Source organism: gamma proteobacterium symbiont of Axiagastus rosmarus (assembly GCF_059730925.1).
The window spans coordinates 3,259,560-3,280,993 of the sequence record NZ_AP035925.1; the positions used below are offsets into that span (position 1 = coordinate 3,259,560).

General features: G+C 59.8%; 20 protein-coding genes. 13 read left to right on the top strand and 7 right to left on the bottom strand.

Features of this window, described 5'->3' with window-relative positions:
• Positions 1 to 123: 123 nt before the first annotated feature.
• Both mrcB and hrpB read right to left on the bottom strand, forming a co-directional pair.
• Positions 124 to 2,658, bottom strand: a complete 2,535-nt coding sequence (gene mrcB / locus AC6I8F_RS15505) for a bifunctional glycosyl transferase/transpeptidase (protein ID WP_150059262.1) — start codon at positions 2,656 to 2,658, stop codon at positions 124 to 126.
• Positions 2,659 to 2,756: 98 nt separating this feature from the next.
• The gene (gene hrpB, locus AC6I8F_RS15510; RefSeq protein WP_498028199.1) at positions 2,757 to 5,234 is read right to left on the bottom strand and encodes an ATP-dependent helicase HrpB; all 2,478 of its coding nucleotides are present in this window, start codon (positions 5,232 to 5,234) and stop codon (positions 2,757 to 2,759) included.
• A gap of 35 nt (positions 5,235 to 5,269) precedes the next feature.
• Here hrpB and thpR point away from each other — a divergent pair, with 35 nt between their 5' ends.
• The 9 genes from thpR to panD all read left to right on the top strand — a co-directional run bounded on the left by thpR (position 5,270) and on the right by panD (position 12,376).
• Positions 5,270 to 5,809, top strand: coding sequence for an RNA 2',3'-cyclic phosphodiesterase (thpR, locus tag AC6I8F_RS15515; RefSeq protein ID WP_058780461.1), 540 nt, complete (start codon positions 5,270 to 5,272; stop codon positions 5,807 to 5,809).
• Positions 5,810 to 6,526, top strand: coding sequence for a DNA/RNA nuclease SfsA (gene sfsA, locus AC6I8F_RS15520; RefSeq protein WP_021507511.1), 717 nt, complete (start codon positions 5,810 to 5,812; stop codon positions 6,524 to 6,526). It abuts the gene before it with no gap.
• A 239-nt stretch (positions 6,527 to 6,765) separates the two neighbouring features.
• Positions 6,766 to 7,221 (top strand): RNA polymerase-binding protein DksA, encoded by a 456-nt coding sequence (gene dksA / locus AC6I8F_RS15525; protein ID WP_021507512.1) that lies wholly within the window; start codon positions 6,766 to 6,768, stop codon positions 7,219 to 7,221.
• A 70-nt stretch (positions 7,222 to 7,291) separates the two neighbouring features.
• Positions 7,292 to 8,227, top strand: a complete 936-nt coding sequence (gene gluQRS, locus AC6I8F_RS15530; protein WP_498028200.1) for a tRNA glutamyl-Q(34) synthetase GluQRS — start codon at positions 7,292 to 7,294, stop codon at positions 8,225 to 8,227.
• 38 nt (positions 8,228 to 8,265) lie between these two features.
• On the top strand, positions 8,266 to 9,681 hold the full coding sequence (pcnB, locus tag AC6I8F_RS15535; RefSeq protein ID WP_206543568.1) for a polynucleotide adenylyltransferase PcnB: 1,416 nt from the start codon (positions 8,266 to 8,268) through the stop codon (positions 9,679 to 9,681).
• Positions 9,678 to 10,163, top strand: a complete 486-nt coding sequence (gene folK, locus AC6I8F_RS15540) for a 2-amino-4-hydroxy-6-hydroxymethyldihydropteridine diphosphokinase (protein WP_021507515.1) — start codon at positions 9,678 to 9,680, stop codon at positions 10,161 to 10,163. The genes pcnB and folK overlap by 4 nt, the downstream gene beginning before the upstream one ends.
• An 82-nt stretch (positions 10,164 to 10,245) precedes the next feature.
• On the top strand, positions 10,246 to 11,040 hold the full coding sequence (panB, locus tag AC6I8F_RS15545; RefSeq protein WP_498028201.1) for a 3-methyl-2-oxobutanoate hydroxymethyltransferase: 795 nt from the start codon (positions 10,246 to 10,248) through the stop codon (positions 11,038 to 11,040).
• A 15-nt stretch (positions 11,041 to 11,055) separates the two neighbouring features.
• Entirely contained in the window at positions 11,056 to 11,910 is an 855-nt protein-coding gene (gene panC / locus AC6I8F_RS15550) for a pantoate--beta-alanine ligase (RefSeq protein ID WP_021507517.1), read from the top strand.
• Positions 11,911 to 11,995: 85 nt separating this feature from the next.
• Positions 11,996 to 12,376 carry an aspartate 1-decarboxylase gene (panD, locus tag AC6I8F_RS15555; RefSeq protein ID WP_021507518.1) on the top strand — a complete coding sequence of 127 codons (381 nt, stop codon included), beginning with the start codon at positions 11,996 to 11,998 and terminating at the stop codon, positions 12,374 to 12,376.
• Between the two features lie 36 nt (positions 12,377 to 12,412).
• Here panD and AC6I8F_RS15560 read toward each other — a convergent pair whose 3' ends face one another.
• The 4 genes from AC6I8F_RS15560 to hpt form a co-directional block, all read right to left on the bottom strand.
• Positions 12,413 to 13,420: an acyltransferase family protein gene (locus AC6I8F_RS15560; protein WP_058780458.1), complete on the bottom strand. Its 1,008-nt coding sequence runs from the start codon at positions 13,418 to 13,420 to the stop codon at positions 12,413 to 12,415.
• A gap of 151 nt (positions 13,421 to 13,571) precedes the next feature.
• A complete protein-coding gene (locus AC6I8F_RS15565) occupies positions 13,572 to 14,342 on the bottom strand; it encodes an ABC transporter permease (protein WP_021507520.1) in 771 nt (256 codons plus the stop codon).
• Complete coding sequence (locus AC6I8F_RS15570) at positions 14,339 to 15,265, bottom strand: ABC transporter ATP-binding protein (protein ID WP_021507521.1); 927 nt, start codon at positions 15,263 to 15,265, stop codon at positions 14,339 to 14,341. The genes AC6I8F_RS15565 and AC6I8F_RS15570 overlap by 4 nt, the downstream gene beginning before the upstream one ends.
• Before the next feature lie 245 nt (positions 15,266 to 15,510).
• Positions 15,511 to 16,047 (bottom strand): hypoxanthine phosphoribosyltransferase, encoded by a 537-nt coding sequence (gene hpt / locus AC6I8F_RS15575; protein WP_021507522.1) that lies wholly within the window; start codon positions 16,045 to 16,047, stop codon positions 15,511 to 15,513.
• Between the two features lie 154 nt (positions 16,048 to 16,201).
• On the opposite strand from hpt, the gene AC6I8F_RS15580 reads away from it, so the two are divergent.
• Positions 16,202 to 17,497, top strand: a complete 1,296-nt coding sequence (locus AC6I8F_RS15580) for a cystathionine gamma-synthase family protein (protein ID WP_498028202.1) — start codon at positions 16,202 to 16,204, stop codon at positions 17,495 to 17,497.
• Here the strand turns inward: AC6I8F_RS15580 and cueO are convergent.
• Positions 17,484 to 19,097, bottom strand: a complete 1,614-nt coding sequence (gene cueO, locus AC6I8F_RS15585) for a multicopper oxidase CueO (protein WP_498028203.1) — start codon at positions 19,095 to 19,097, stop codon at positions 17,484 to 17,486. The two genes, AC6I8F_RS15580 and cueO, sit on opposite strands and share 14 nt — an antisense overlap.
• A 177-nt stretch (positions 19,098 to 19,274) precedes the next feature.
• Between cueO and AC6I8F_RS15590 the strand changes: the two genes are divergently transcribed.
• The 3 genes from AC6I8F_RS15590 to speD all read left to right on the top strand — a co-directional run bounded on the left by AC6I8F_RS15590 (position 19,275) and on the right by speD (position 21,415).
• A complete protein-coding gene (locus AC6I8F_RS15590; RefSeq protein WP_021507525.1) occupies positions 19,275 to 19,622 on the top strand; it encodes a YacC family pilotin-like protein in 348 nt (115 codons plus the stop codon).
• Between the two features lie 109 nt (positions 19,623 to 19,731).
• Complete coding sequence (speE, locus tag AC6I8F_RS15595; protein WP_498028204.1) at positions 19,732 to 20,586, top strand: polyamine aminopropyltransferase; 855 nt, start codon at positions 19,732 to 19,734, stop codon at positions 20,584 to 20,586.
• A 19-nt stretch (positions 20,587 to 20,605) separates the two neighbouring features.
• Positions 20,606 to 21,415: an adenosylmethionine decarboxylase gene (speD, locus tag AC6I8F_RS15600; protein WP_058770602.1), complete on the top strand. Its 810-nt coding sequence runs from the start codon at positions 20,606 to 20,608 to the stop codon at positions 21,413 to 21,415.
• The last annotated feature ends 19 nt before the right edge of the window (positions 21,416 to 21,434 follow it).

Consider the following 21,434-nt stretch of genomic DNA (forward strand, 5'->3'; position numbering starts at 1 on the left):
AATTCAGCTTTTATGCAAGACTCAGGCTGGAGCGCCGCCATGTATCTGGCACCGCCACGTGGTGGTAAAACGCCGGCACTGCACAGGCTCTGAAGGTATAAAGCCGGTGCAGTGCCGGATGGCTTATTTACTGCCAAACATATCTTTAATCCAGCCCGCGACGCCGTCAGAGTCTTTCTGCTCGCCCTGCGGCTGTTGCTGTTGCTGCTGTTGCTGTTGCTGTTGCTGCTCTTGCTGTTGCTGCTGCTGAATCTGCTGCTGTTGCTGCTGGCACAGCGCGTTCGGATCCAGCGCCCACACCGGCAGCGAACGCCAGGTGCTGCTGCCGCTGCCGCAGACAAAGTTACCGGCCGAATCGATATTCATCTGAGTGATATCTTCCGGTGGCGTCAGGACCAGTGGCATCGGCGCCTGGTTGTCGAGGTAGCGACGATAGATCTGCATCGCACCGCTGGCACCGTACAGCTTCGAGGTCTGGTTGTTGTCGCGGCCAACCCAGGTGATCGCCACTTCTTTGCCATCAATACCGGCAAACCAGCTGTCGATCAGGTCATTGGTGGTACCGGTTTTCGCCGCCAGATGCGCGCCTGGGAAGCGTGCGCCCAGCGCCCGCGCGGTACCGTGATCGGCCACCTGCTGCATGGTATACAGCGTCAGATACGCCGCCTGCGCCGGCTCAACGCGCTGCGCCTGCGGGAAGCTCTGATACAGCACCGTACCATCTTCCGCGATCACCGAGCGCACCGCCGACAGCGCAGCGCGGTTACCGCCGCTGGCAATTGACTGGAACGCCTGCGCCACTTCAATCGGCGTCAGGTTAAGCGCCCCCAGCAGCATGGCCGGTACCGGATGCAGCTGATCTTTTGGCACGCCCAGTTTGGTCCAGGTATCCACTACCGCGTCGAGTCCCAGCGTCATACCGAGGTTAACGGTTGGCACGTTCATCGAGTTAGTCAGTGCATCCACCAGCATCACTTTACCGCTGAAGCGACGATCGTCGTTCATCGGCTTCCACACCGAACCGTTTGGCTGTTTCAGCGCAATCGGCTCGTCGGCGATCCAGCTGTTCAGGCGATAGCTGTTTGGCTGGCTGAGGGCGGTCAGATAGGTCGCCGGTTTTGCCAGTGAGCCAATCGAGCGACGCGCCTGCAGCGCGCGGTTATAGCCGGCAAACTGCGGATCGGCACCGCCGACCATGGCGCGCACTTCACCACTGAAGCGGTCGACCACCACCATCGCGGTTTCCAGATCTTTCAGCCCGCGCTGTTTCTTCAGCGTGGGAATGCCGTCTTCAACCGCTTTTTCCGCGGCATCCTGCGAAATCGGATCGAGCGTGGTGAAGATCTTCACGCCGGAGAGGTCTTTGACCTTATCGCCCAGCTTCGCCTGCAGCTCATTACGCACCATCTGCATAAATGCCGGCTGCGGCGTGATCACCCCACCTTTCGGCTGAACGCCAAGCGGCCGCGCCGACAGCATGTCGTACAGCTCCTGATCGATCACTTTCTGCTGTTGCAGCAGACGCAGCACCAGGTTACGACGCTCCAGCGCCAGCTGCGGATTACGCCACGGATTGTACAGCGACGCACCTTTGACCATGCCGACCAGCATCGCCTGCTGATCAAGGCTCAGTTCGTCCACCGGGCGGCCAAAGTAGTACAGGCTGGCCAGCGGGAAACCGCGGATTTGGTCGTTGCCCGCCTGGCCGAGATACACCTCATTCAGGTAGAGCTCAAGAATGCGATCTTTGCTGTAGCGCGCATCCATGATCACCGCCATATAGGCTTCACGCGCTTTACGCCACAGCGAGCGTTCGTTGGTGAGGAACAGGTTTTTCACCAGCTGCTGCGTCAGCGTACTGCCGCCCTGCACCGCTTTACCGGCGGTGATATTGGCGAGGAAGGCGCGACCAATCGAGTACGGGCTGATGCCGTCATGCTCATAGAAGTGGCGGTCTTCGGTGGCGATCAGCGTATCGACCAGCAGATCCGGGAACCCGGCGCGCGGTACAAACAGACGCTGCTCGCCGTTTGGCGACTGCAACATGGTGATCAGCCGCGGATCGAGGCGGAAGAAGCCAAAGTCGCGTCCGGTATCGAGGTTTTTAATCTCGCTCAGCTCGTTGTTGCTGAAGGTGAGGCGCGCGTTAATCTGGCCCTCTTTGCTGTCCGGAAAATCAAACGGACGGCGCAGCAGGTCGATGGTGTTGCCTTTCACGCTGAACTCACCCGGACGGGTAATGCGCGACACTTCGCGATACTGCGTGCCTTCCAGCAGCGCAATCATCTCTTTCTTGTCGTAAGCCATGCCCGGTTCGAGGCTGACCATGCGCCCGTACACGGCCGCTGGCAGCTGCCACACTTTACCGTCAATGCGGCTGCGGATTTCCGAATCGAGATAGACGCCCCAGGCGGCCATCACCACGACAAACACCAGGAAGAGTTTAATCAACCAGCCTAACCAGCGGCGTTTGCCACGCGCGGGTCGTTTTCCTTTACCTTTGGGTGGCACCGGCGCACTCTCCTCATCATCTTCGTCAAAATCGTCCTGATCGATATCATCTTCAGGCTCCCTGCGGCGACCCCGGCGCGTAACGTTACGCGGCGGCTTTGGCGCTTTTCCTTTGCGCCCAATAGGTTCGCGATCGTTCCCAGACATGCTTTGTTTTCTCCAGGCATAGCTACGGCAGCGCCGCTACTCTAACTGCTTTCTCGTGCCGCGCATGGCAGAACCCTCTGAATTCGATCCACTGCGGGCTACGAGGAATATTTTTTGGTACGCCTCGTCGGCAAGGCGCTGGCCGGATCGTCCGGCCACGGATGTTTGGGATAGCGCCCTTTCATCTCTTTCTGCACTTCAGGATACGCACCGCGCCAGAACGCCGCGAGGTCACGGGTGATCTGCAGCGGACGGTGCGCCGGCGAAAGCAGCTCCAGCACCAGCGGAACGCGCCCATCGGCAACCGCCGGGTTCTGCGCCTCGCCAAACATCTCCTGCATACGCACCGCCAGCGCGGGCGGCTTTTCCGCGTCGTAGCGAATCGGCAGGCGACTTCCGGTCGGCACAGTGTAATGAGTTGGCAGCACAGTATCCAGCCGCTGCCGCTGTGACCATGTCAGCAAATGTAATAAAGCGCTGACAAGATTAACGCTCTGCAGCCCTTTCAAATCGCGTACTGCGCCCATCTCCGGCAGCAGCCAGTGCTCCAGCGAGGCCAGCAGCGTGTCATCATCCAGCGTCGGCCACGCCTCTTCCGGCAGCCACTGCGCGGCGCACTGCAGGCGCACACGCAACTGCTCTGCCTCTGGCGTCCAGCCGAGCACCGCCAGCCCTTTTTCGCGGATCCAGCGCAGCATCGCCGCATGCAGGATCTCCGGCTCGGGCCGCGCCTGCGGCTGGGCCCGCAGGATCAGCGCGCCAATCGCTTCCCGCTTCCACGCGCGCAGCGTGCCTTTGTCGTCATCCCAGTCCACATCGGTGCGCTGCTCCACCAGTTGCGGGCACTGCTGGCGCAGCGCATCCATCTCTACCGGCAGCGCCAGCAGCATGCGCGCATCGGCGCTGCTGGCCCCCTGCAGCAGGCTCGGTGCAATCAGCCACTCATAGCGGCTCAGGCCGTCGTGCTCATCCAGCATTGCGCCGATACCATTGGCGAGCTGATAGCGCGCGCTGTGACCGCGACGCTGCGCCAGCCGGTCAGCAAATCCGGCGGCCAGCAGCGCCGGGAAGCGATCGGCGTCAACGCGCCCCTGACCTGCATTCAGGCGCTGCTGCCAGTGCCGCGCGCGCCGCAGCCACTGCGGCTGTGGCTGGTTGAGCGCATCACGCAGATCGACACTGCCGCTGCGCGGCGGATCCTCCAGAATCGCCACCAGCAGCGCCGCGCTGGCGATGGCGTGCACATCATCGCCGGCGGCGCACAGCATCGCCGTGAGACGCGGATCGCTGCCGAGCTGCGCCATTTTACGGCCGCGCGCGCTGAGCCGCCCTTCGCTATCCAGCGCGCCGAGCCGCTGCAGCTGTTGACGTGCCGCCTGCAGGCTGCGCGCCGGTGGACTATCCAGCCATTGCAGCTGAGCCGCGTCCTGACAGCCCCACTGCAGTAAATCCAGCTGCAGCGAGGCCAGATCGCTGGTGAGTATCTCCGGCTCACTCTGTGCCGCCGCACGCAGCGCCTGCTCCTGCGGCAGCAGATGCAGACAGATCCCCGGCGCCAGGCGACCGGCGCGGCCAGCGCGCTGCGTCATTGATGCCTGGCTGATGCGCTGGGTCAGCAAACGCGTCACGCCGCTGCGCACGTCAAACTGCGCCGCGCGCTCCAGCGCGCTGTCCACCACCAGGCGAATGCCTTCAATCGTCAGGCTGGTCTCGGCGATATTGGTGGCGAGCACCACTTTACGCCGGCCCGGCGCGGCCGGCAGGATGGCTCGCCGCTGTGCCTCCAGCGACAGCGCACCATATAAAGGAGATAAATCCACCTCATCACTGACGCGCGACGCCAGTTCACGCTTCACCCGTTCAATCTCCGCCACGCCGGGCAGAAACAGCAGCAGCGAACCGGGCTCATCCCGCAGCAACTGTGCCACCTCGCGCGCCACTGCCTCTTCAAACCGCTGCTGCGGATTGAGCGAGGCGTAACGTCGAATCACCGGAAAGCTGCGCCCCTGTGACGCAATAAACGGCGCGTCGGGCAGCAGCGTGCGTAGCTGCTGATTATCCAGCGTTGCCGACATCAGCAGAATTTTCAGGTCGTCGCGCAATCCCTGCTGCACATCAAGCAGCAGCGCCAGCGCCAGGTCAGCCTGCAAGCTGCGCTCATGGAATTCGTCGAGGATCACCAGCGATACGCCCTCCAGCAGCGGATCGCGCTGCAGCATACGCGTCAGAATGCCTTCGGTGACCACCAGCAGACGCGTCGCTGCGCTGCTGCAGTTTTCCCCGCGCAGCCGATAACCTACCGTCCCGCCCGGCTGTTCGCCCAGCTGTTCCGCCAGCCGCTGTGCCACGTTGCGTGCCGCCAGCCGGCGCGGCTCCAGCATGATGATTTGCCCCGGCAGCTGCGCCTGTTGCAGCAGCTGTAGCGGCAGCCAGGTGGATTTCCCGGCGCCGGTCGGGGCCGCCAGCAGCACCTGTGGCGACTGCGCCAGCGCGGCCAGCAATGCAGGCAGCACCTCGCTTACCGGTAACTCACTCACACTCAACTCCCACTCTGCCTGTGCTAAGATGGCGCGCATTGTACACCACCCGGCGCCAATTACCGGAGTTCAGCATGGCCACGCAACGACTGTTTTTTGCCCTCGAATTGCCTGATGCCCTCCAGCAACAGCTGGTGCAATGGCGGGCCGATTGCTTCGCCGCAGACGCGGGTAAACCGGTGGCGGCGGCGAATCTGCACCTGACGCTGGCGTTTCTTGGTGAGGTCAGCACGGAAACGGCGGGCCAGCTGCAGCAGCTGGCGGCACGCATCCGCCAGCCGGGCTTTACGCTGGATCTCGATGACGCCGGTCACTGGCCGCGTCCCGGCGTGGTGTGGCTTGGCTGCCAGCGCGCGCCGCGCGGTTTACTGCAGCTGGCCAACCTGCTGCGCGCCCAGGCCGCGCGCCATGGTTGTGCGCAGAGTACGCAGCCGTTCCATCCCCACATTACCCTGCTGCGCCACGCTGCGCAGGCCGTGGCGCTGCCGCCGCGCGGTTTTCACTGGCGCGTTGAGGTGAGCCATTTTGCGCTGTTTGCGTCCAGCTTCACGCAGGGACGCACGCGCTATCGCCGGCTGGCGCGCTGGCCACTGTTATCTGCCGCAGGAGCATAAATGCAGTTCGATCCGCCGTTACAATCAGCCCGCTTAATCACCCGCTATAAACGTTTTTTAGCCGATGTCATTACGCCGGAAGGTGACACCTTTACCCTGCACTGCGCCAATACCGGCGCGATGACCGGCTGCGCCACGCCAGGCGACACCGTGTGGTACTCCACCTCGGCCAGCGCGACGCGCAAATATCCGCACAGCTGGGAAATAACGCAAACCGCGCAGGGTCACTGGATTTGCGTCAATACTCTGCGCGCCAACCAACTGGTGCGCGAGGCGCTGCTGCGCGACGCAATTCCGGAATTATCCGCTTATAGCCACTGCCAGGCTGAGGTGAAATACGGCACGGAAAAAAGCCGAATTGACTTCCTGTTGCAAGCGGAGGGCAAAGCCAACTGCTATATTGAAGTCAAGTCCGTCACCCTTTTACAAAATGGTAAAGGCTATTTTCCGGATGCGGTGACGGCTCGTGGACAGAAACATCTGCGCGAATTAAGCACTATCGCGGCAGAAGGCCACCGGGCCGTTTTGTTGTTTGCTGTTCTGCACACGGGGATTGAGGACGTTTCCCCGGCGCACCATATCGATGCGCAATACGCAGAACTACTGGTACAGGCGCAGCGCTGCGGTGTGGAAGTGTTGGCGTATCAGGCTCAGATTTCACCGGCAGAAATGTTACTTACCCGGCCGTTAACGGTAACGATTAACGCACAGTTGTAATATTTAACGTTATTTGCTGTGATAAGAATGTTCTGAGCGGTGCGCTAAATACGCTGTTCCTCACAGGCTTGTCAAGGTGCGTTCATGAATAATTGCCAACCTTGATTGCTTCTGCTATTTATAGCGGCCTGTTTTTTTCCCTGATGGGAATCGATATGCCCCGCATGCGTCGGGTTGCAGGCAAAGGCTTTCGCAATCTGAAACAGAACGGGTAGTGCGTGTTATCCAGGAGAAACAACATGCAAGAAGGGCAAAACCGTAAAACATCGTCCCTGAGTATCCTCGCCATCGCTGGGGTGGAGCCGTATCAGGAGAAACCGGGCGAAGAGTATATGAATGACGCCCAGCTGAGCCATTTCCGCAAGATTCTGGAAGCCTGGCGCAACCAACTCAGGGATGAAGTAGACCGTACTGTGTCGCATATGCAGGACGAAGCTGCCAACTTCCCGGATCCGGTTGACCGTGCCGCCCAGGAAGAGGAGTTCAGCCTGGAGCTGCGTAACCGCGATCGTGAGCGCAAACTCATTAAAAAGATTGAGAAAACGCTCAAGAAAGTGGAAGACGACGACTTTGGCTACTGCGAATCCTGTGGGGTCGAAATTGGTATCCGCCGTCTCGAAGCGCGTCCGACCGCCGATCTCTGCATTGACTGCAAAACGCTGGCAGAAATCCGCGAGAAGCAGATGGCAGGCTAATGGCCGTTAACAGACTGTCGCCGCACAGCCGGGAAAACCACTGTTTTCCCGCCGTGCGGTGTACCACAGCATGATGCCCGCCACGCTTCCCTGCATCGGGCGTTTCGCCCCCTCTCCTTCCGGTGATCTTCATTTCGGTTCGCTGATAGCCGCATTAGGCAGCTACCTGAGCGCGCGCGCGCAGCAGGGCCGCTGGCTGGTGCGCATTGAAGATATTGATCCGCCGCGTGAAGTCGCCGGTGCCGCAACGCGCATCCTGCGTCAGCTGACCCATTATGGGCTGCACTGGGACGGCGACGTGCTGTGGCAGTCGCAGCGCCACGAGGCCTATCGCGCGGCGCTTAGCTGGCTGCGCGAACATCGTCAAAGCTACTTCTGTACCTGCCCGCGCAGCCGCATTCAGCAGCTGGGCGGCTTTTACGACGGTCACTGCCGCGATTTACATCTGCCGCCGGCCGGCGCCGCGCTGCGGCTGCGTCAGCATGTGCCGGTGTACGGTTTTGACGATCGCCTGCGCGGCCATCTGCAGGCGGAGCCGCGTCTGGCGCAGGAAGACTTTATTATTCACCGTCGTGATGGGCTGTTCGCCTATAACCTTGCGGTGGTGGTCGATGACCATTTTCAGGGCGTGACGGAGATTGTGCGCGGTGCGGATTTGATTGAGCCAACGGTGCGTCAGATTGCGCTGTATCAGCAGTTTGGCTGGCCGGTGCCGGCTTATCTGCATCTGCCGCTGGCAATTAACCCGGACGGTAATAAATTGTCGAAGCAGAACCACGCGCCAGCCTTACCGGACGGCGATCCGCGACCGGTGCTGGTGCAGGCGCTGAGCTTCCTGGGGCAGTGGGTTTTGCCAGGCTGGCAGGACCATGGGCTGGAGGCGCTGCTGGACCATGCCGTTACACACTGGGATAGCGCATCGATTCCGCGGCATGATGCGCAACAACCGGATGAGGCGACAACGCCATTCCTAAATGGTTCGCAACAGGCTATGATTAGCCGCTGATTTTATTCACACCCATTTTCTCACTGTCGAGGTGTCCCATTTTTACCCGAGTCGCTAATTTTTGCCGGAGAGTCCTCAAGCGTGATGAGGAGGCCCCTGAAGAGGTGGAAACCGTAAGTCTGATGACCGTTATCCCCCGGGAAAGCCACAATATCTCACGCAAAGATATCAGCGAAAACGCTCTCAAAGTGCTGTATCGCCTGAACAAAGCCGGATACGAAGCCTATCTGGTTGGCGGCGGCGTGCGCGATTTGCTGCTGGGTAAAAAGCCGAAGGACTTTGACGTGACCACCAACGCCACGCCGGAGCAGATGCGTAAGCTATTCCGCAACTGTCGCCTGGTCGGGCGTCGCTTCCGTCTGGCGCATGTGATGTTCGGTCCGGAAGTGATCGAAGTCGCTACGTTCCGCGGCCACCATCAGGAAGAGAGCATCGACGATCGCAACGGTTCGCAGCGCGGTCAGAACGGCATGCTGCTGCGCGACAACATTTTTGGCAACATCGAAGATGATGCGCAGCGCCGCGATTTAACCATCAACAGCCTCTATTACAGCGTGGCTGATTTCACCGTGCGCGATTACGTCGGTGGCCTGCAGGATCTGCAGGAAGGCATCATCCGCATGATTGGCGATCCGGAAACGCGCTACCGCGAAGATCCGGTGCGTATGCTGCGCGTGGTGCGCTTCGCCGCCAAGCTGGATATGAGCATTGCGGCGGAAACCGCCGAGCCGATTCCCCGCCTTGCCACGCTGCTGAATGACATTCCGCCGGCGCGCCTGTTTGAGGAGTCGCTGAAGCTGCTGCAGGCCGGTTACGGTTATCGCACCTATCTGATGATGCGCGAATACCAGCTGTTCCAGCCACTGTTCCCGACGCTGGCGCGCAACTTTACCGAACAGGGCGACAGCCCGATGGAGCGCATGCTGGCCCAGGTGCTGAAAAACACCGATACCCGCCTGCACAACGACATGCGCGTGAATCCGGCGTTTCTGTTTGCGGCGATGTTCTGGTATCCGCAGCTGGAGTCAGCCGAGCAGATTGCGCAGGAGAGCGGCCTGACCTATTTCGACGCCTTTGCGCTGTCCATGAACGAAACGCTGGATGAAGCCTGCCGTGCGCTGGCGATTCCGAAACGTATCACCACGCTGATTCGCGATATCTGGCAGTTGCAGCTGCGCATGTCGCGCCGTCACGGTAAGCGCGCTTGGAAGCTGATGGAGCATCCTAAATTCCGCGCTGCCTACGACCTGCTGGCGCTGCGCGCAGAAGTCGAGAACAACGCCGAGCTGCTGCGCCTCAGCCAGTGGTGGGGCGAGTTCCAGTCAGCGGTGCCGACACAGCAGAAAACCATGCTCAACACCCTGGGTGACGATCCGGCCCCGCGCCGTAAACCGCGCCGTCCGCGCCGTCGTCCAGCTGGCCCGCGCCGCGACAGCAACCACAGCGCATCATGACGCGGGTCTATCTCGCCTTAGGCAGTAATCTCGCCGATCCGCTGCATCAGGTTGATGCAGCGCTGGCCGCGCTGGATGCCATTCCCGATACCCACCGCGTAGCCACCTCCGCGTTTTATCGCACGCCACCGTACGGCCCGCCGGATCAGCCGGATTACCTTAACGCCGTGGTGGCGCTGGAGACCACACTGGCCGCGGAAACGCTGCTCGATCACACCCAGCGCATTGAGCTGGAGCATGGCCGGGTGCGCAAAGCCGAACGCTGGGGACCGCGCACGCTGGACCTCGATATTATGCTGTTCGGCAATGCAGTGATCCACACGCCGCGCCTGACGGTGCCGCACTACGATATGCACAACCGCGCCTTCATGCTGGTGCCGCTGCTGGAGATTGCGCCAGCGCTGCGCCTGCCGAACGGTCAGCCGCTGGCCGGCATTCTGGCGACGCTGGACCGCAGCAGCATCCGCTTGTGGTCTGCCTGACGCGGCAGAATCGCACGCCCGTCGTATCGCCTTTGCAATCAATCCAGTACACTGCGCGCATCAGAAAATGCTGGAGATTGCGATGAAACCCACCACCCTCTCTCACTTACGCCAGCTGAAAGCCAGCGGCCGCAAGTTCGCCACGCTGACCGCCTACGACTTCAGCTTCGCGCGCCTGTTTGCCGACCAGGGCATTCCGCTGCTGCTGATTGGCGATTCGCTCGGCATGACCGTTCAGGGCCATGATTCCACGCTGCCGGTGACGGTCGACGATATTGCTTATCACACCGCCGCGGTGCGGCGCGGTGCGCCCAACGCGCTGGTGATGGCCGACCTGCCGTTTATGAGTTACGCCACGCCGCAGCAAACCTTTGACAGTGCCGCGCAGCTGATGCGCGCCGGTGCCAACCTGGTAAAACTGGAAGGCGGCGCCTGGCTGGCAGAGACCGTGCGCATGCTGACCGAGCGCGCCGTGCCGGTGTGTGGTCATCTGGGATTGACGCCGCAGTCGGTTAATATCTTCGGTGGCTACAAGGTGCAGGGGCGCGATGAAGCGGCAGCCGAGCGCCTGCTGGAGGATGCGCTGGCGCTGGAAGCGGCCGGTATGCAGCTGCTGGTGCTGGAGTGCGTGCCGGTCGCGCTGGCTGAGCGCGTCACAAAAGCGTTGTCGGTACCGGTGATTGGCATCGGTGCCGGTAACGTCACCGACGGCCAGATTCTGGTGATGCACGACGCGTTTGGTATTACCGGCGGCCACATTCCAAAATTTGCCAAAAATTTCCTTGCGGAAACCGGCGACATTCGTGCGGCAATTCGCCAGTATATGGCCGACGTTGAGGCAGGCACCTACCCTGCTGCCGAACACAGTTTCCAGTAAATCAGGAGATTTGCAGTGCTGATCATTGAAACGCTGCCGCTGCTGCGCCGTGAGATTCGACGCTGGCGCCAGGCAGGTAAACGCATCGCGCTGGTGCCCACTATGGGTAACCTGCATGAGGGGCATCTGACGCTGGTGGATGAAGCACGCCAGCGCGCAGATATCGTGGTGGTATCGATCTTCGTTAACCCGATGCAGTTTGATCGCGCCGACGACCTGGCGCGTTATCCGCGCACGCTGCAGGACGATTGTGAAAAACTCAATCGCCACAGCGTCGACCTGGTCTTTGCCCCGGCGCCGGCCGATGTCTATCCGCAGGGTCTCGACAGCCAGACGTTTGTTGAAGTCCCGGGTCTCTCTTCGCTGCTGGAAGGTGCCAGCCGTCCCGGTCATTTCCGCGGCGTGGCCACCATCGTCAGCAAGCTGTTTAATCTGGTGCAGCCGGATATCGCCTGTTTTGGCGAGAAGGATTTTCAGCAGCTGGCGATCATCCGCAAGATGGTGGCGGACATGGGCTTTGACATTGACATCGTTGGCGTGCCGACGGTGCGCGCCAAAGACGGTCTCGCGCTCAGCTCACGTAACGGCTATCTTACTGCCGATGAACGCAAGCTGGCGCCGGTGCTCAGCCAGGTGATGAACAGCATGGCGCAGCGCCTCAGCAACGGCGAGCGGCACGTGGATGAGATTATTGAACACGCCGAACAGACGCTGCGCGATCAGGGCCTGCGCCCGGACGGCCTGGCCATCTGCGATGCCGATACGCTGCAGCCGCTGACGGTCGACAGTCAGCGCGCAGTGATTCTGATGGCCGCCTGGCTTGGCAATGCGCGTTTGATTGATAATCAGCAAGTGGATCTGACGGTTTAACGCCGTCGTTTATGGGCAGCATGTACCCGCTACAGACTGCGCGGTAGAAACCGGCCGCGCACGGGTATAACAAAGGTATCACGCTATGATTCGTACCGTATTACAAGGCAAACTGCACCGCGTAAAAGTGACGCAGGCGGATTTGCATTATGAAGGCTCCTGCGCCATCGATCAGGATTTTCTTGATGCCTCCGGCATTCTGCAATACGAAGCCATCGACATCTATAACGTCACCAACGGCCAGCGCTTCTCTACCTATGCCATTGCCGCCGAGCGTGGCTCGAAAATCATTTCGGTCAACGGTGCCGCCGCGCGCTGTGCCTGTCAGGGCGATCTGCTGATCATCTGCTCCTACGTGCAGGTGGAAGATGAAGTGGCACGCAGCTGGCAGCCGAAAGTGGCCTATTTCGACGGCGATAACGAGATGAAACGTATCGCCAAAGCGCTGCCGGTGCAGGTCGCCTGATCATCCCGCGCGCTGTACGGACAGCGCGCCTTTCCCTTATACGCCCGCCAGCTGCGGCTGCCCTTTGCGCTTCAGCGTAAACAACCAGTCAAACCATCCTTTTGCCCGCAGTACGCACAGCGCCGTTGGCAACGCCAGCGCGACGCTGAACGCCAGCACAAAATGCAGGTCAGCCAGCCACGCAGAGTGGCCGTCGTGGCGCAGCAATTTACTGCACACCTGAATCGCCAGATAGTGCGACAGATAAAACACAATCGAATGGCGGCCAACGTAGTTAACCGCCCGCAGATTGATACGGCAGGCCAGCGCAACGAACAGCGGGATTGAGGGCAGCGCCAGCGGCAGCAGCCACGGCGAATGCTGACGCAGCCCGCCCCACAGGCTGAACGCCGCGAGCAGCATAAAGGCGATCAGCGACAGCAGCAGCGGCGTACGACGCTGCGCGAACGCGGCAATATCAATATCCTGGCGCACCAGCCAGTCGGCGCTGTAGAAGAAGGCAAACAGCACCAGCGACTTGTTCAGATGCAGGTTGTCGAAACTGGCAAACAGCGAGTCAGGCGGCACCGGCGGCAGCAGCACCGCACCGGCAACGCACAATGTCAGCACCAGCGCCGCGGGCAGGCGGCGCGCCGGGATAATCAGCACAAAGAACAGAAACAGCGAGTGCAGAAACCAGGTGATATCGCCGCCGCTCAGATGGCCGAGCGCGATGGCCAGCGGCGACTGTGGGTGATTGGCCATCGCGCTGAAGGTCCACTTCAGCCCGCCGTAGATCAGCGCCCAGACGGCAAACGGATAGAGAATGCTGCTGACTTTGTTTCGCAGATAGCGCGCCTGCCCGTGGCGTAAACCGCTGGCGACGAACAGTCCGGAGACAAAGCACATCAGCCCCATACGCACCGGCGCCAGCAGCTGATTCACCAGCTCGTTAAAGGCAGTGAAGTGCCCGGCCTGCTGGTTCACTGCAATCATGCAGTGCAAAAAAATCACCGCCAGAATGCTCATGCCGCGTAAATTATCAATCCATGATACCCGATTCACTCTTCGCTTCCCCGCTGCTTTTTTGGTCAGCGGCCACTATGGGGAAAGCCACGGGCTGAAAGCACAAGACGCGTCTGGAATTGCGAAGAGTGGGTAAAAAAAAGCCGCCGCCGGACGACGCCGGCAGCGGCTTCTTATTCGGAGCTGCGCCTCAGGTGCGCAAGCCGCGTCCGCGCTGAATCAGCGCATACACCAGCACGTAAAACACCACGATAAACGCCACCAGCACTGACAGCGTCAACACCAGCGGAACATCGTTGATGCCAAGGAAGCCATAGCGGAACCCGCTGATCATGTACACCACCGGATTGAGCTTCGACACCGCCTGCCAGAACGGCGGCAGCAGCGCCAGCGAGTAGAATACGCCACCGAGGTAAGTTAACGGCGTCAGCACGAAGGTCGGGATCAGGCTGATATCGTCAAAGGTGCGCGCAAACACCGCATTCAGCAGGCCCGCCAGCGAGAACAGAATCGCCGTCAGCAGCAGCGTGATCGCCACCATCGGCCACGAGAATACGTGGAACGGCACGAAAAACAGCGACACCGCCGTCACCAGCACGCCCACGCACACGCCGCGCGCTACGCCGCCGCCGACATAACCGGCGATAATGATGTGCGTCGGCACCGGCGCCACCAGCAGCTCTTCAATGTTGCGCTGGAACTTGGCGCTGAAGAATGACGAGGCGACGTTGGCGTAAGCGTTGGTGATTACCGCCATCATAATCAGGCCCGGCACGATAAACTGCATGTAGCTGAAGCCGTGCATATCGCCGATGCGTGAGCCGATCAGATTGCCAAAGATAATGAAGTACAGCGTCATGGTGATCACCGGCGGCACCAGCGTCTGAATCCAGATGCGGGCAAAACGGTTGATCTCTTTGCTCCAGATACTCTTGAGCGCCACCCAGTACAGATGCGTCATGCGGTTACTCCTGTTTTTCCCTGCGTCAGGCTGACGAACAGCTCTTCCAGACGATTCGCTTTATTGCGCATGCTGAGCACCTGCACGCCCTGCGCGCTCAGCTGGCTGAATACGCTATTCAGCCCCTGTTCACGCATCACTTCCACTTCCAGCGTTGAGGTATCAACCAGACGATACTGGAAGCCCTCCAGCTGCGGCAGCGGGCTGCGCGGCGCCAGGTCGAGGATAAAGGTTTCCGACTGCAGCTTGGACAGCAGCCCTTTCATTGAGGTGTTCTCCACCAGCTCGCCGCTCTGGATGATGCCGATGTTACGGCACAGCATTTCCGCCTCTTCCAGATAGTGGGTGGTCAGGATGATGGTGGTGCCTTTGGCGTTCAGCTCTTTCAGGAACACCCACATTGAGCGGCGCAGTTCGATATCCACGCCAGCCGTCGGCTCATCAAGAATCAGCAGTTTCGGTTCATGCATCAGCGCCCGGGCTATCATCAGCCGGCGCTTCATGCCGCCAGACAACATGCGCGCCCGTTCGTTACGCTTGCCCCACAGGTCGAGCTGATTGAGGTATTTTTCCGCGCGCTTGTTCGCTTCGGCGCGTTCCACGCCGTAATAACCGGCCTGGTTAACCACAATCTGCATTACGGTTTCAAACGGGTTAAAGTTGAATTCCTGTGGCACCAGCCCAAGCTGCCGCTTGGCGTTGACCACATCTTTCTGCAGGTCGTAGCCAAACACGCGCACGCTGCCGCTGGATTTGTTCACCAGCGAGCTGATAATGCCAATGGTGGTGGACTTACCGGCACCGTTAGGGCCCAGTAAGGCATAAAAGTCGCCTGCTTCCACGTTGAGATCGAGGCCTTTCAGCGCCTGTACGCCGCCGGGATAGGTCTTGGTCAGCCCGGAAAGTTCCAGTGCATAAGTCATTGCGAGTCCGTACCCTGTTGTAGTGACATCATAGCCATATGAAATGATAGTGCGCTCGCGTCGAGCGTGCGGGGTTATTCAGCGATAACGGTTGTGAAATCAAAGGAATTGCGCAGAGTGATAACCCACCACACTCTACCACTCTGCGTGCCGCAGGAAAACGCGTGCCGAGCCCGTAAGTCATTGAGTTACGGGCTGCGCATCTTATCGCAGGCGGAGGGAATCAGCCTTGGAAGATTGTGCGGTTATTCGTCCAGCAGCGTAACTTTGCCGATATACGGCAAATGACGGTAGCGCTGTGCGTAGTCGATACCGAAGCCGACCACGAACTCATCCGGAATGGTAAAGCCGACAAACTCGACCGGCACCTCAACTTCGCGACGCTCCGGCTTATCCAGCAGCGTGCAGATCGCCAGCGATTTTGGCTCACGCAGCTGCAGAATTTCACGCACTTTGCTTAGGGTGTTACCGGAGTCGATGATGTCTTCGACGATCAGCACGTCTTTGCCGCGAATGTCTTCATCGAGATCTTTAAGGATTTTCACGTCGCGCGTAGAGGACATGCCGCTGCCGTAGCTGGAGGCGGTCATGAAGTCGACTTCGTGCGCGACATCAATGGCGCGGCACAGGTCAGCCATAAACATGAAGGAGCCGCGCAGCAGGCCGACCAGCACCATTTCGCTGCCGCTGTTGCGGTAGTGCTCGCTGATCTGCTTGCCCAGTTCGGCAATACGGGTTGCGATCTCCTGCTCAGAGATCATCACGTCGACGGTGTGTTTCATTGCATTCGCCTAAGAAGGTTTTCAGAAAGCCGCGCATTCTATCATAGTCGACGCACAGGCTAACGCCGCGCACAGAACGCAAACGTTACCGTGGCGAAATTTATTGCGCTGGCGTTAACTGTAAGCATCCTGCCCGCTCTCTCTGGAGATCCCTATGGCCGCTTCATCGAGTAAAAAAACGCACATCGGCACGCGCGAACTGCATCCGGAAACCCAGATGCTTAATTACGGTTACGATCCGCGCCTGTCAGAAGGTGCGGTGAAGCCACCGGTATTTCTTACATCCACCTTTGTGTTTAACAGCGCCGAAGAGGGTAAAGAATTTTTTGATTTCGTTGCCGGCCGCCAGCAGCCGCCGGCGGGCAAAAGCGGCGGGCTGGTCTATTCCCGCTTCAACCACCCTAACAGCGAGATCGTCGAAGACCGGCTGGCGATCTACGAAGGTGCCGAAAGCGCCGCGCTGTTCTCTTCCGGTATGTCGGCCATCGCCACCACGCTGCTGACCTTTGCCCGTCCCGGCGAAGTGATCCTGCACTCGCAGCCGCTGTACGGCGGCACCGAAACGCTGCTGAGCAAAACGCTGCACGATCTGGAGATCAAAGCGGTGGGATTCAGCGACGGCACCGACGAAGATAAAGTGTATGAAGCCGCGAAGCTGGCGTGGCAGCGCGGGCGCGTCGCGATGATTCTGATTGAAACGCCGGCCAACCCCACCAACAGTCTGGTAGATATCCAACTGATGCGTCAGGTGGCGGAGGTCATCACCCAGCAGCAGGGCTCCCGGCCGATTCTCGCCTGCGACAACACCCTGCTCGGCCCGCTGTTTCAGCGTCCGCTGCAGCACGGCGCGGATATCTCCCTCTACTCGCTGACCAAATATGTCGGCGGTCATTCCGATTTGATTGCCGGCGCCGCGCTGGGCAGCCGGGTGTTAATTAACAAGGTGCGTTCGCTGCGCAGCGCGATTGGCACCCAGCTCGATCCGCACTCCAGCTGGATGATTGGCCGCTCGCTGGAAACGCTGTCGCTGCGCATGGAGAAAGCCGCCAGCAATGCGGAAAAGGTCGCGGCATTTTTACGCGATCACGCGCAGGTGGCGAAACTGCACTGGTTGCCCTATCTCGACGCCAGCAGTCCGGCAGGAGAAACCTGGCAGCGCCAGTGCAGCGGCGCCGGTTCCACCTTCTCCTTTGATATCGAGGGCGGCCAGGCTGCGGCATTCCGCTTTCTCAACGCGCTGGCGCTGTTCAAACTGGCGGTGAGCCTCGGCGGCACCGAGTCGCTCGCCAGCCATCCCGCCAGCACCACCCATTCCGGCGTGCCGCAGGAGGTGCGGGAGCGCATCGGCATCACCGACGCGACGGTGCGCCTGTCGATCGGCATCGAACATGCCGATGATTTGATTGAGGATATCCGCCTGGCGCTGGAAGCGGCCGTCAGCTCACCGTAAAGCCCAGCATCATGCCGGTATCTTCATGCTCCAGCAGATGGCAGTGCGCCATATAGGCATTTTCAGTATCGGCGACGTAGTTGAAGCGCACCAGCACTTCACTGCGCCAGCCGTTGACGCTGACCATATCTTTCCAGCCGGCACGATGCGCCGCAGGCGGCTTGCCGTTCTCTGACAGAATGCGGAACTGCGTGCCGTGAATGTGGAACGGATGCAGCATGGCGTCGCCTTCGCCGGAGATGGTCCATTTTTCATACTTGCCCAGCGGCACGGCAAACATGGGCTTTTCCATGTTAAAGGCCTGGCCGTTGATTTTGTTGCCGTTGTGGAAATCATATGCGGCGCTGCTGGCAGGGTTGCCCTGATCCATCGCCATATCGCCGTGCTCCATGTTGCCATGCTCCATCGCGCCATGGTCCATGTTCATGCTGCCGTGATCCATCGCTTTGCCCGCGCCGTGCTGGCTGCCCATCGCTTTGGCACCGTAGCGCTGCTGTAACGCCTGCATGCCCTGCTGATCCAGCTGCGGATCCATCATCAGCTGTAGCCAGCGGCTCTGCAGCCCTTCCGTTGCCGGCAGCGGCGGCACATCCACCAGCTGGTCCGGCAGCGTACCGCTGGCCATTACGCGCAGCGGCAGAATCTGCACCAGCGGCAGCGGCTGATCGAACGGCGCCAGCGTCATGCCCATCTGCGTGACCGGCAGCGTTACGATATCGAAGGTTTTGCCGTCTGAGGTATCCACCAGCACTTCAAAGCGCTCGCCCGGCAGCAGCGGCAGACTCTCCACCTTCACCGGTTCAGCCAGCAGGCCACCGTCGCTCGCCACCACGTACAGCGGACGTTTATCGCTGGCGGCGATGTGCAGTGAGCGCGCATTGCAGCCGTTGAGCAGGCGCAGCCGCAGCCAGCCACGCGGCACCGCGTGCTGCGGATACGGCACGCCGTTGGTCAGCATCAAATCGCCAAACCAGCCCACGGCGGCGCGCATGATATCCAGCTGATAATCGATACGCGTGCCGTCCTGAGTGAGCTGCTTATCCTGGAAAATCAGCGGCACATCATCTTCGCCCCACTGCATCGGCAGCCGCAGCTTGCCGGACGCCTCATCTTCCAGCAGTACCAGCCCTGCCAGCCCCTGCGCCACCTGATAGCCGGTCTTGCCGTGCTGATGCGGATGGAACCAGCAGGTCGCTGCCGGTTGATCGGGGGTAAAACTCACCTGACGCGTGGCGCCGGGCGCAATCAGCGCCTGCGGACCGCCATCCACCGCGCCGGGAATTTCCAGCCCGTGCCAGTGCAGCGTGGTGGCTTCCGGCAGGCGATTATGAATATTGACGGTGACGCTTTTCTCACGCTGCAGGCGCAGCGCCGGGCCGAGCAGGCTACCGTTGTAACCCCAGGTTGGGACGGATTTGCCGTTCCACTGGCTGCTGCCGGTCATGGCGGTCAGCGTGTACTGGCCGTGTGCATCGGGCTCCAGCAGCGACGGGATGGGCAACAGCGGGCGCGTAGCGGCCATCAGCGAGCGGCTCCACAAGGGCAGCGCGCCGGCTGCACTGAGGGCGGCGGTCAGCTTGAGAAAATGACGACGTTGCATATTCATATCCTTATCGTGAATAGGGGCACAGCGTAAACCTTTCCCCTGCGGGAGGGTCAAGCGATGAAAGCGCCCGCCGGGATAAAAAACGCGCCAGTGGCCCATTTAGCCAAATTTAGCGGAATCCCGGCAATAACTGTGCTAACGTCATTAAATTGTCCCTTGTTGAGAACGATTATGACGAAAAGCATCAAGATCCTGCTGCTGGCGGGACTCCTTGGCTTCTCCTCCACCAGTTTTGCCCTGAGCGAATCCGAAGCAGAAGATCTGGCTGACCTCACCGCCGTGTTTGTCTATCTGAAAAATGATTGCGGCTATCAGGATCTGCCCGACGCGCAGATTCGTAAAGCACTGGTGTTTTTTGCCCAGCAAAACCGCTGGGATCTGAGCAATTACAGCGCTTACAACATGAAATCCCTCGGTGAAGAGAGCTACAAAGATTTGAGCGGTATCGCCATCACCAACGACAAAAAGTGTAAGTCGCTGGCGCGCGATTCCCTCAGCCTGCTTGCCTACGTGAAATAATCCTCCGCCCTGCGCTGCTGTTAACGCCCTGACCGTGCAAGCACGGTCATAATTCGTTATGCTTTTTTCTGGCATTATTGCGCGTTAACAGCATAAGGAGCGCTCCGGCATGGCCGACAAAGAGACCTGGCATGAGACGCTGCATAGCGGCTTTGGCCAATATTTCAGCGTAGACAATCTGCTATACCACGATAAAACCGCGCATCAGGATCTGGTGATCTTTGAGAACGCCGCGTTTGGCCGCGTGATGGCGCTGGACGGCGTGGTGCAAACCACCGAGCGCGATGAGTTTATCTATCACGAAATGATGACGCACGTGCCGATTCTGGCGCACGGCAATGCCCGGCGCGTATTGATTATCGGCGGCGGTGACGGCGCGATGCTGCGCGAGGTCGCCCGGCATCAGCGCGTTGAGCACATCACCATGGTGGAAATTGATGCCGGCGTGGTGAATTTCTGCCAAACCTATCTGCCTAATCACAGCGCCGGCGCCTTTGACGATCCGCGTCTGCAGCTGGTGATCGACGATGGCGTTAACTTCGTCAGCCAGACGCAGGAACGGTTTGATGTGATCATCTCCGACTGTACCGATCCAATCGGTCCCGGCGAGAGTCTGTTCACCTCGGCGTTTTATGCCGGCTGCAAACAGGCGCTCAATCACGGTGGCGTGTTTGTCGCGCAGAACGGCGTCTGCTTCCTGCAGCAGGATGAAGCGGTCAACAGCCACCGCAAACTCAGCCACTATTTCGCTGACGTCAGCTTTTACCAGGCGGCGATTCCGACTTACTACGGCGGCATCATGACCTTCGCCTGGGCGAGCGACGATCCGGCGCTGCGCCAGCCGGACCTTACGACGCTGCAGTCACGTTTTGCCGCAGCCGGACTGCCCTGCCGTTACTACACGCCAGAGCTGCACATCGGCAGCTTTGCCCTGCCGCAATACCTTTTAAACGCGCTCAGCTGACCTCAGGAGGTGAACCCAATTGCAAAAGCTAAAACTACATGGCTTCAATAATCTGACCAAAAGCCTGAGTTTTTGTATCTACGACATTTGCTATGCCAATAGCGAAGCCGAACGTGATGGCTATATCGCCTATATTGATGAGCAATATAACGCCAACCGCCTGACGGAAATCCTCACCGAGACCTGCTCAATCATCGGTGCTAACGTGCTGAATATCGCGCGCCAGGATTATGAGCCGCAGGGTGCCAGCGTGACGATTCTGGTCAGCGAAGAGCCGATCAATCCGCAGGATATCGATAATTCCGAGCATCCCGGCCCGCTGCCCAATTCGGTGGTGGCGCACCTCGACAAGAGTCACATCTGCGTGCACACCTATCCGGAGAGTCACCCGGAAGGCGGTTTATGTACCTTCCGCGCCGACATTGAAGTCTCGACCTGCGGCGTGATTTCGCCCCTGAAGGCGCTGAATTATCTCATCCACCAGCTGGAGTCGGATATCGTAACCGTGGATTACCGCGTGCGCGGCTTCACCCGCGACGTCAATGGCGTGAAGCATTTCATCGACCATGAGATCAATTCCATTCAGAACTTCATGTCCGAGGATATGAAAGCGATGTACGACATGGTGGACGTTAACGTTTATCAGGAAAACATCTTTCATACCAAGATGTTGCTGAAGGAATTTGATCTGAAGTATTACCTGTTCAACACCAAACCTGAAGAGCTGAGCCCGCAGGAGCACAAGCGCATTACCAATCTGTTGTGGAAGGAGATGCGTGAGATTTATTACGGGCGCAATATCCCGGCGACGGGATTGAAGTTGTTGTAACTCAGCGCCAGCAGTGGGT

Bases quoted from the DNA above. Each gene is read 5' to 3' on its own strand.
- mrcB (WP_150059262.1), bottom strand. From the start codon at position 2,658: ATGTCTGGGAACGATCGCGAACCTATTGGGCGCAAAGGAAAAGCGCCA.
- hrpB (WP_498028199.1), bottom strand. From the start codon at position 5,234: ATGCGCGCCATCTTAGCACAGGCAGAGTGGGAGTTGAGTGTGAGTGAG.
- thpR (WP_058780461.1), top strand. From the start codon at position 5,270: ATGGCCACGCAACGACTGTTTTTTGCCCTCGAATTGCCTGATGCCCTC.
- sfsA (WP_021507511.1), top strand. From the start codon at position 5,810: ATGCAGTTCGATCCGCCGTTACAATCAGCCCGCTTAATCACCCGCTAT.
- dksA (WP_021507512.1), top strand. From the start codon at position 6,766: ATGCAAGAAGGGCAAAACCGTAAAACATCGTCCCTGAGTATCCTCGCC.
- gluQRS (WP_498028200.1), top strand. From the start codon at position 7,292: ATGATGCCCGCCACGCTTCCCTGCATCGGGCGTTTCGCCCCCTCTCCT.
- folK (WP_021507515.1), top strand. From the start codon at position 9,678: ATGACGCGGGTCTATCTCGCCTTAGGCAGTAATCTCGCCGATCCGCTG.
- panB (WP_498028201.1), top strand. From the start codon at position 10,246: ATGAAACCCACCACCCTCTCTCACTTACGCCAGCTGAAAGCCAGCGGC.
- panD (WP_021507518.1), top strand. From the start codon at position 11,996: ATGATTCGTACCGTATTACAAGGCAAACTGCACCGCGTAAAAGTGACG.
- AC6I8F_RS15565 (WP_021507520.1), bottom strand. From the start codon at position 14,342: ATGACGCATCTGTACTGGGTGGCGCTCAAGAGTATCTGGAGCAAAGAG.
- AC6I8F_RS15570 (WP_021507521.1), bottom strand. From the start codon at position 15,265: ATGACTTATGCACTGGAACTTTCCGGGCTGACCAAGACCTATCCCGGC.
- hpt (WP_021507522.1), bottom strand. From the start codon at position 16,047: ATGAAACACACCGTCGACGTGATGATCTCTGAGCAGGAGATCGCAACC.
- AC6I8F_RS15580 (WP_498028202.1), top strand. From the start codon at position 16,202: ATGGCCGCTTCATCGAGTAAAAAAACGCACATCGGCACGCGCGAACTG.
- cueO (WP_498028203.1), bottom strand. From the start codon at position 19,097: ATGCAACGTCGTCATTTTCTCAAGCTGACCGCCGCCCTCAGTGCAGCC.
- AC6I8F_RS15590 (WP_021507525.1), top strand. From the start codon at position 19,275: ATGACGAAAAGCATCAAGATCCTGCTGCTGGCGGGACTCCTTGGCTTC.
- speE (WP_498028204.1), top strand. From the start codon at position 19,732: ATGGCCGACAAAGAGACCTGGCATGAGACGCTGCATAGCGGCTTTGGC.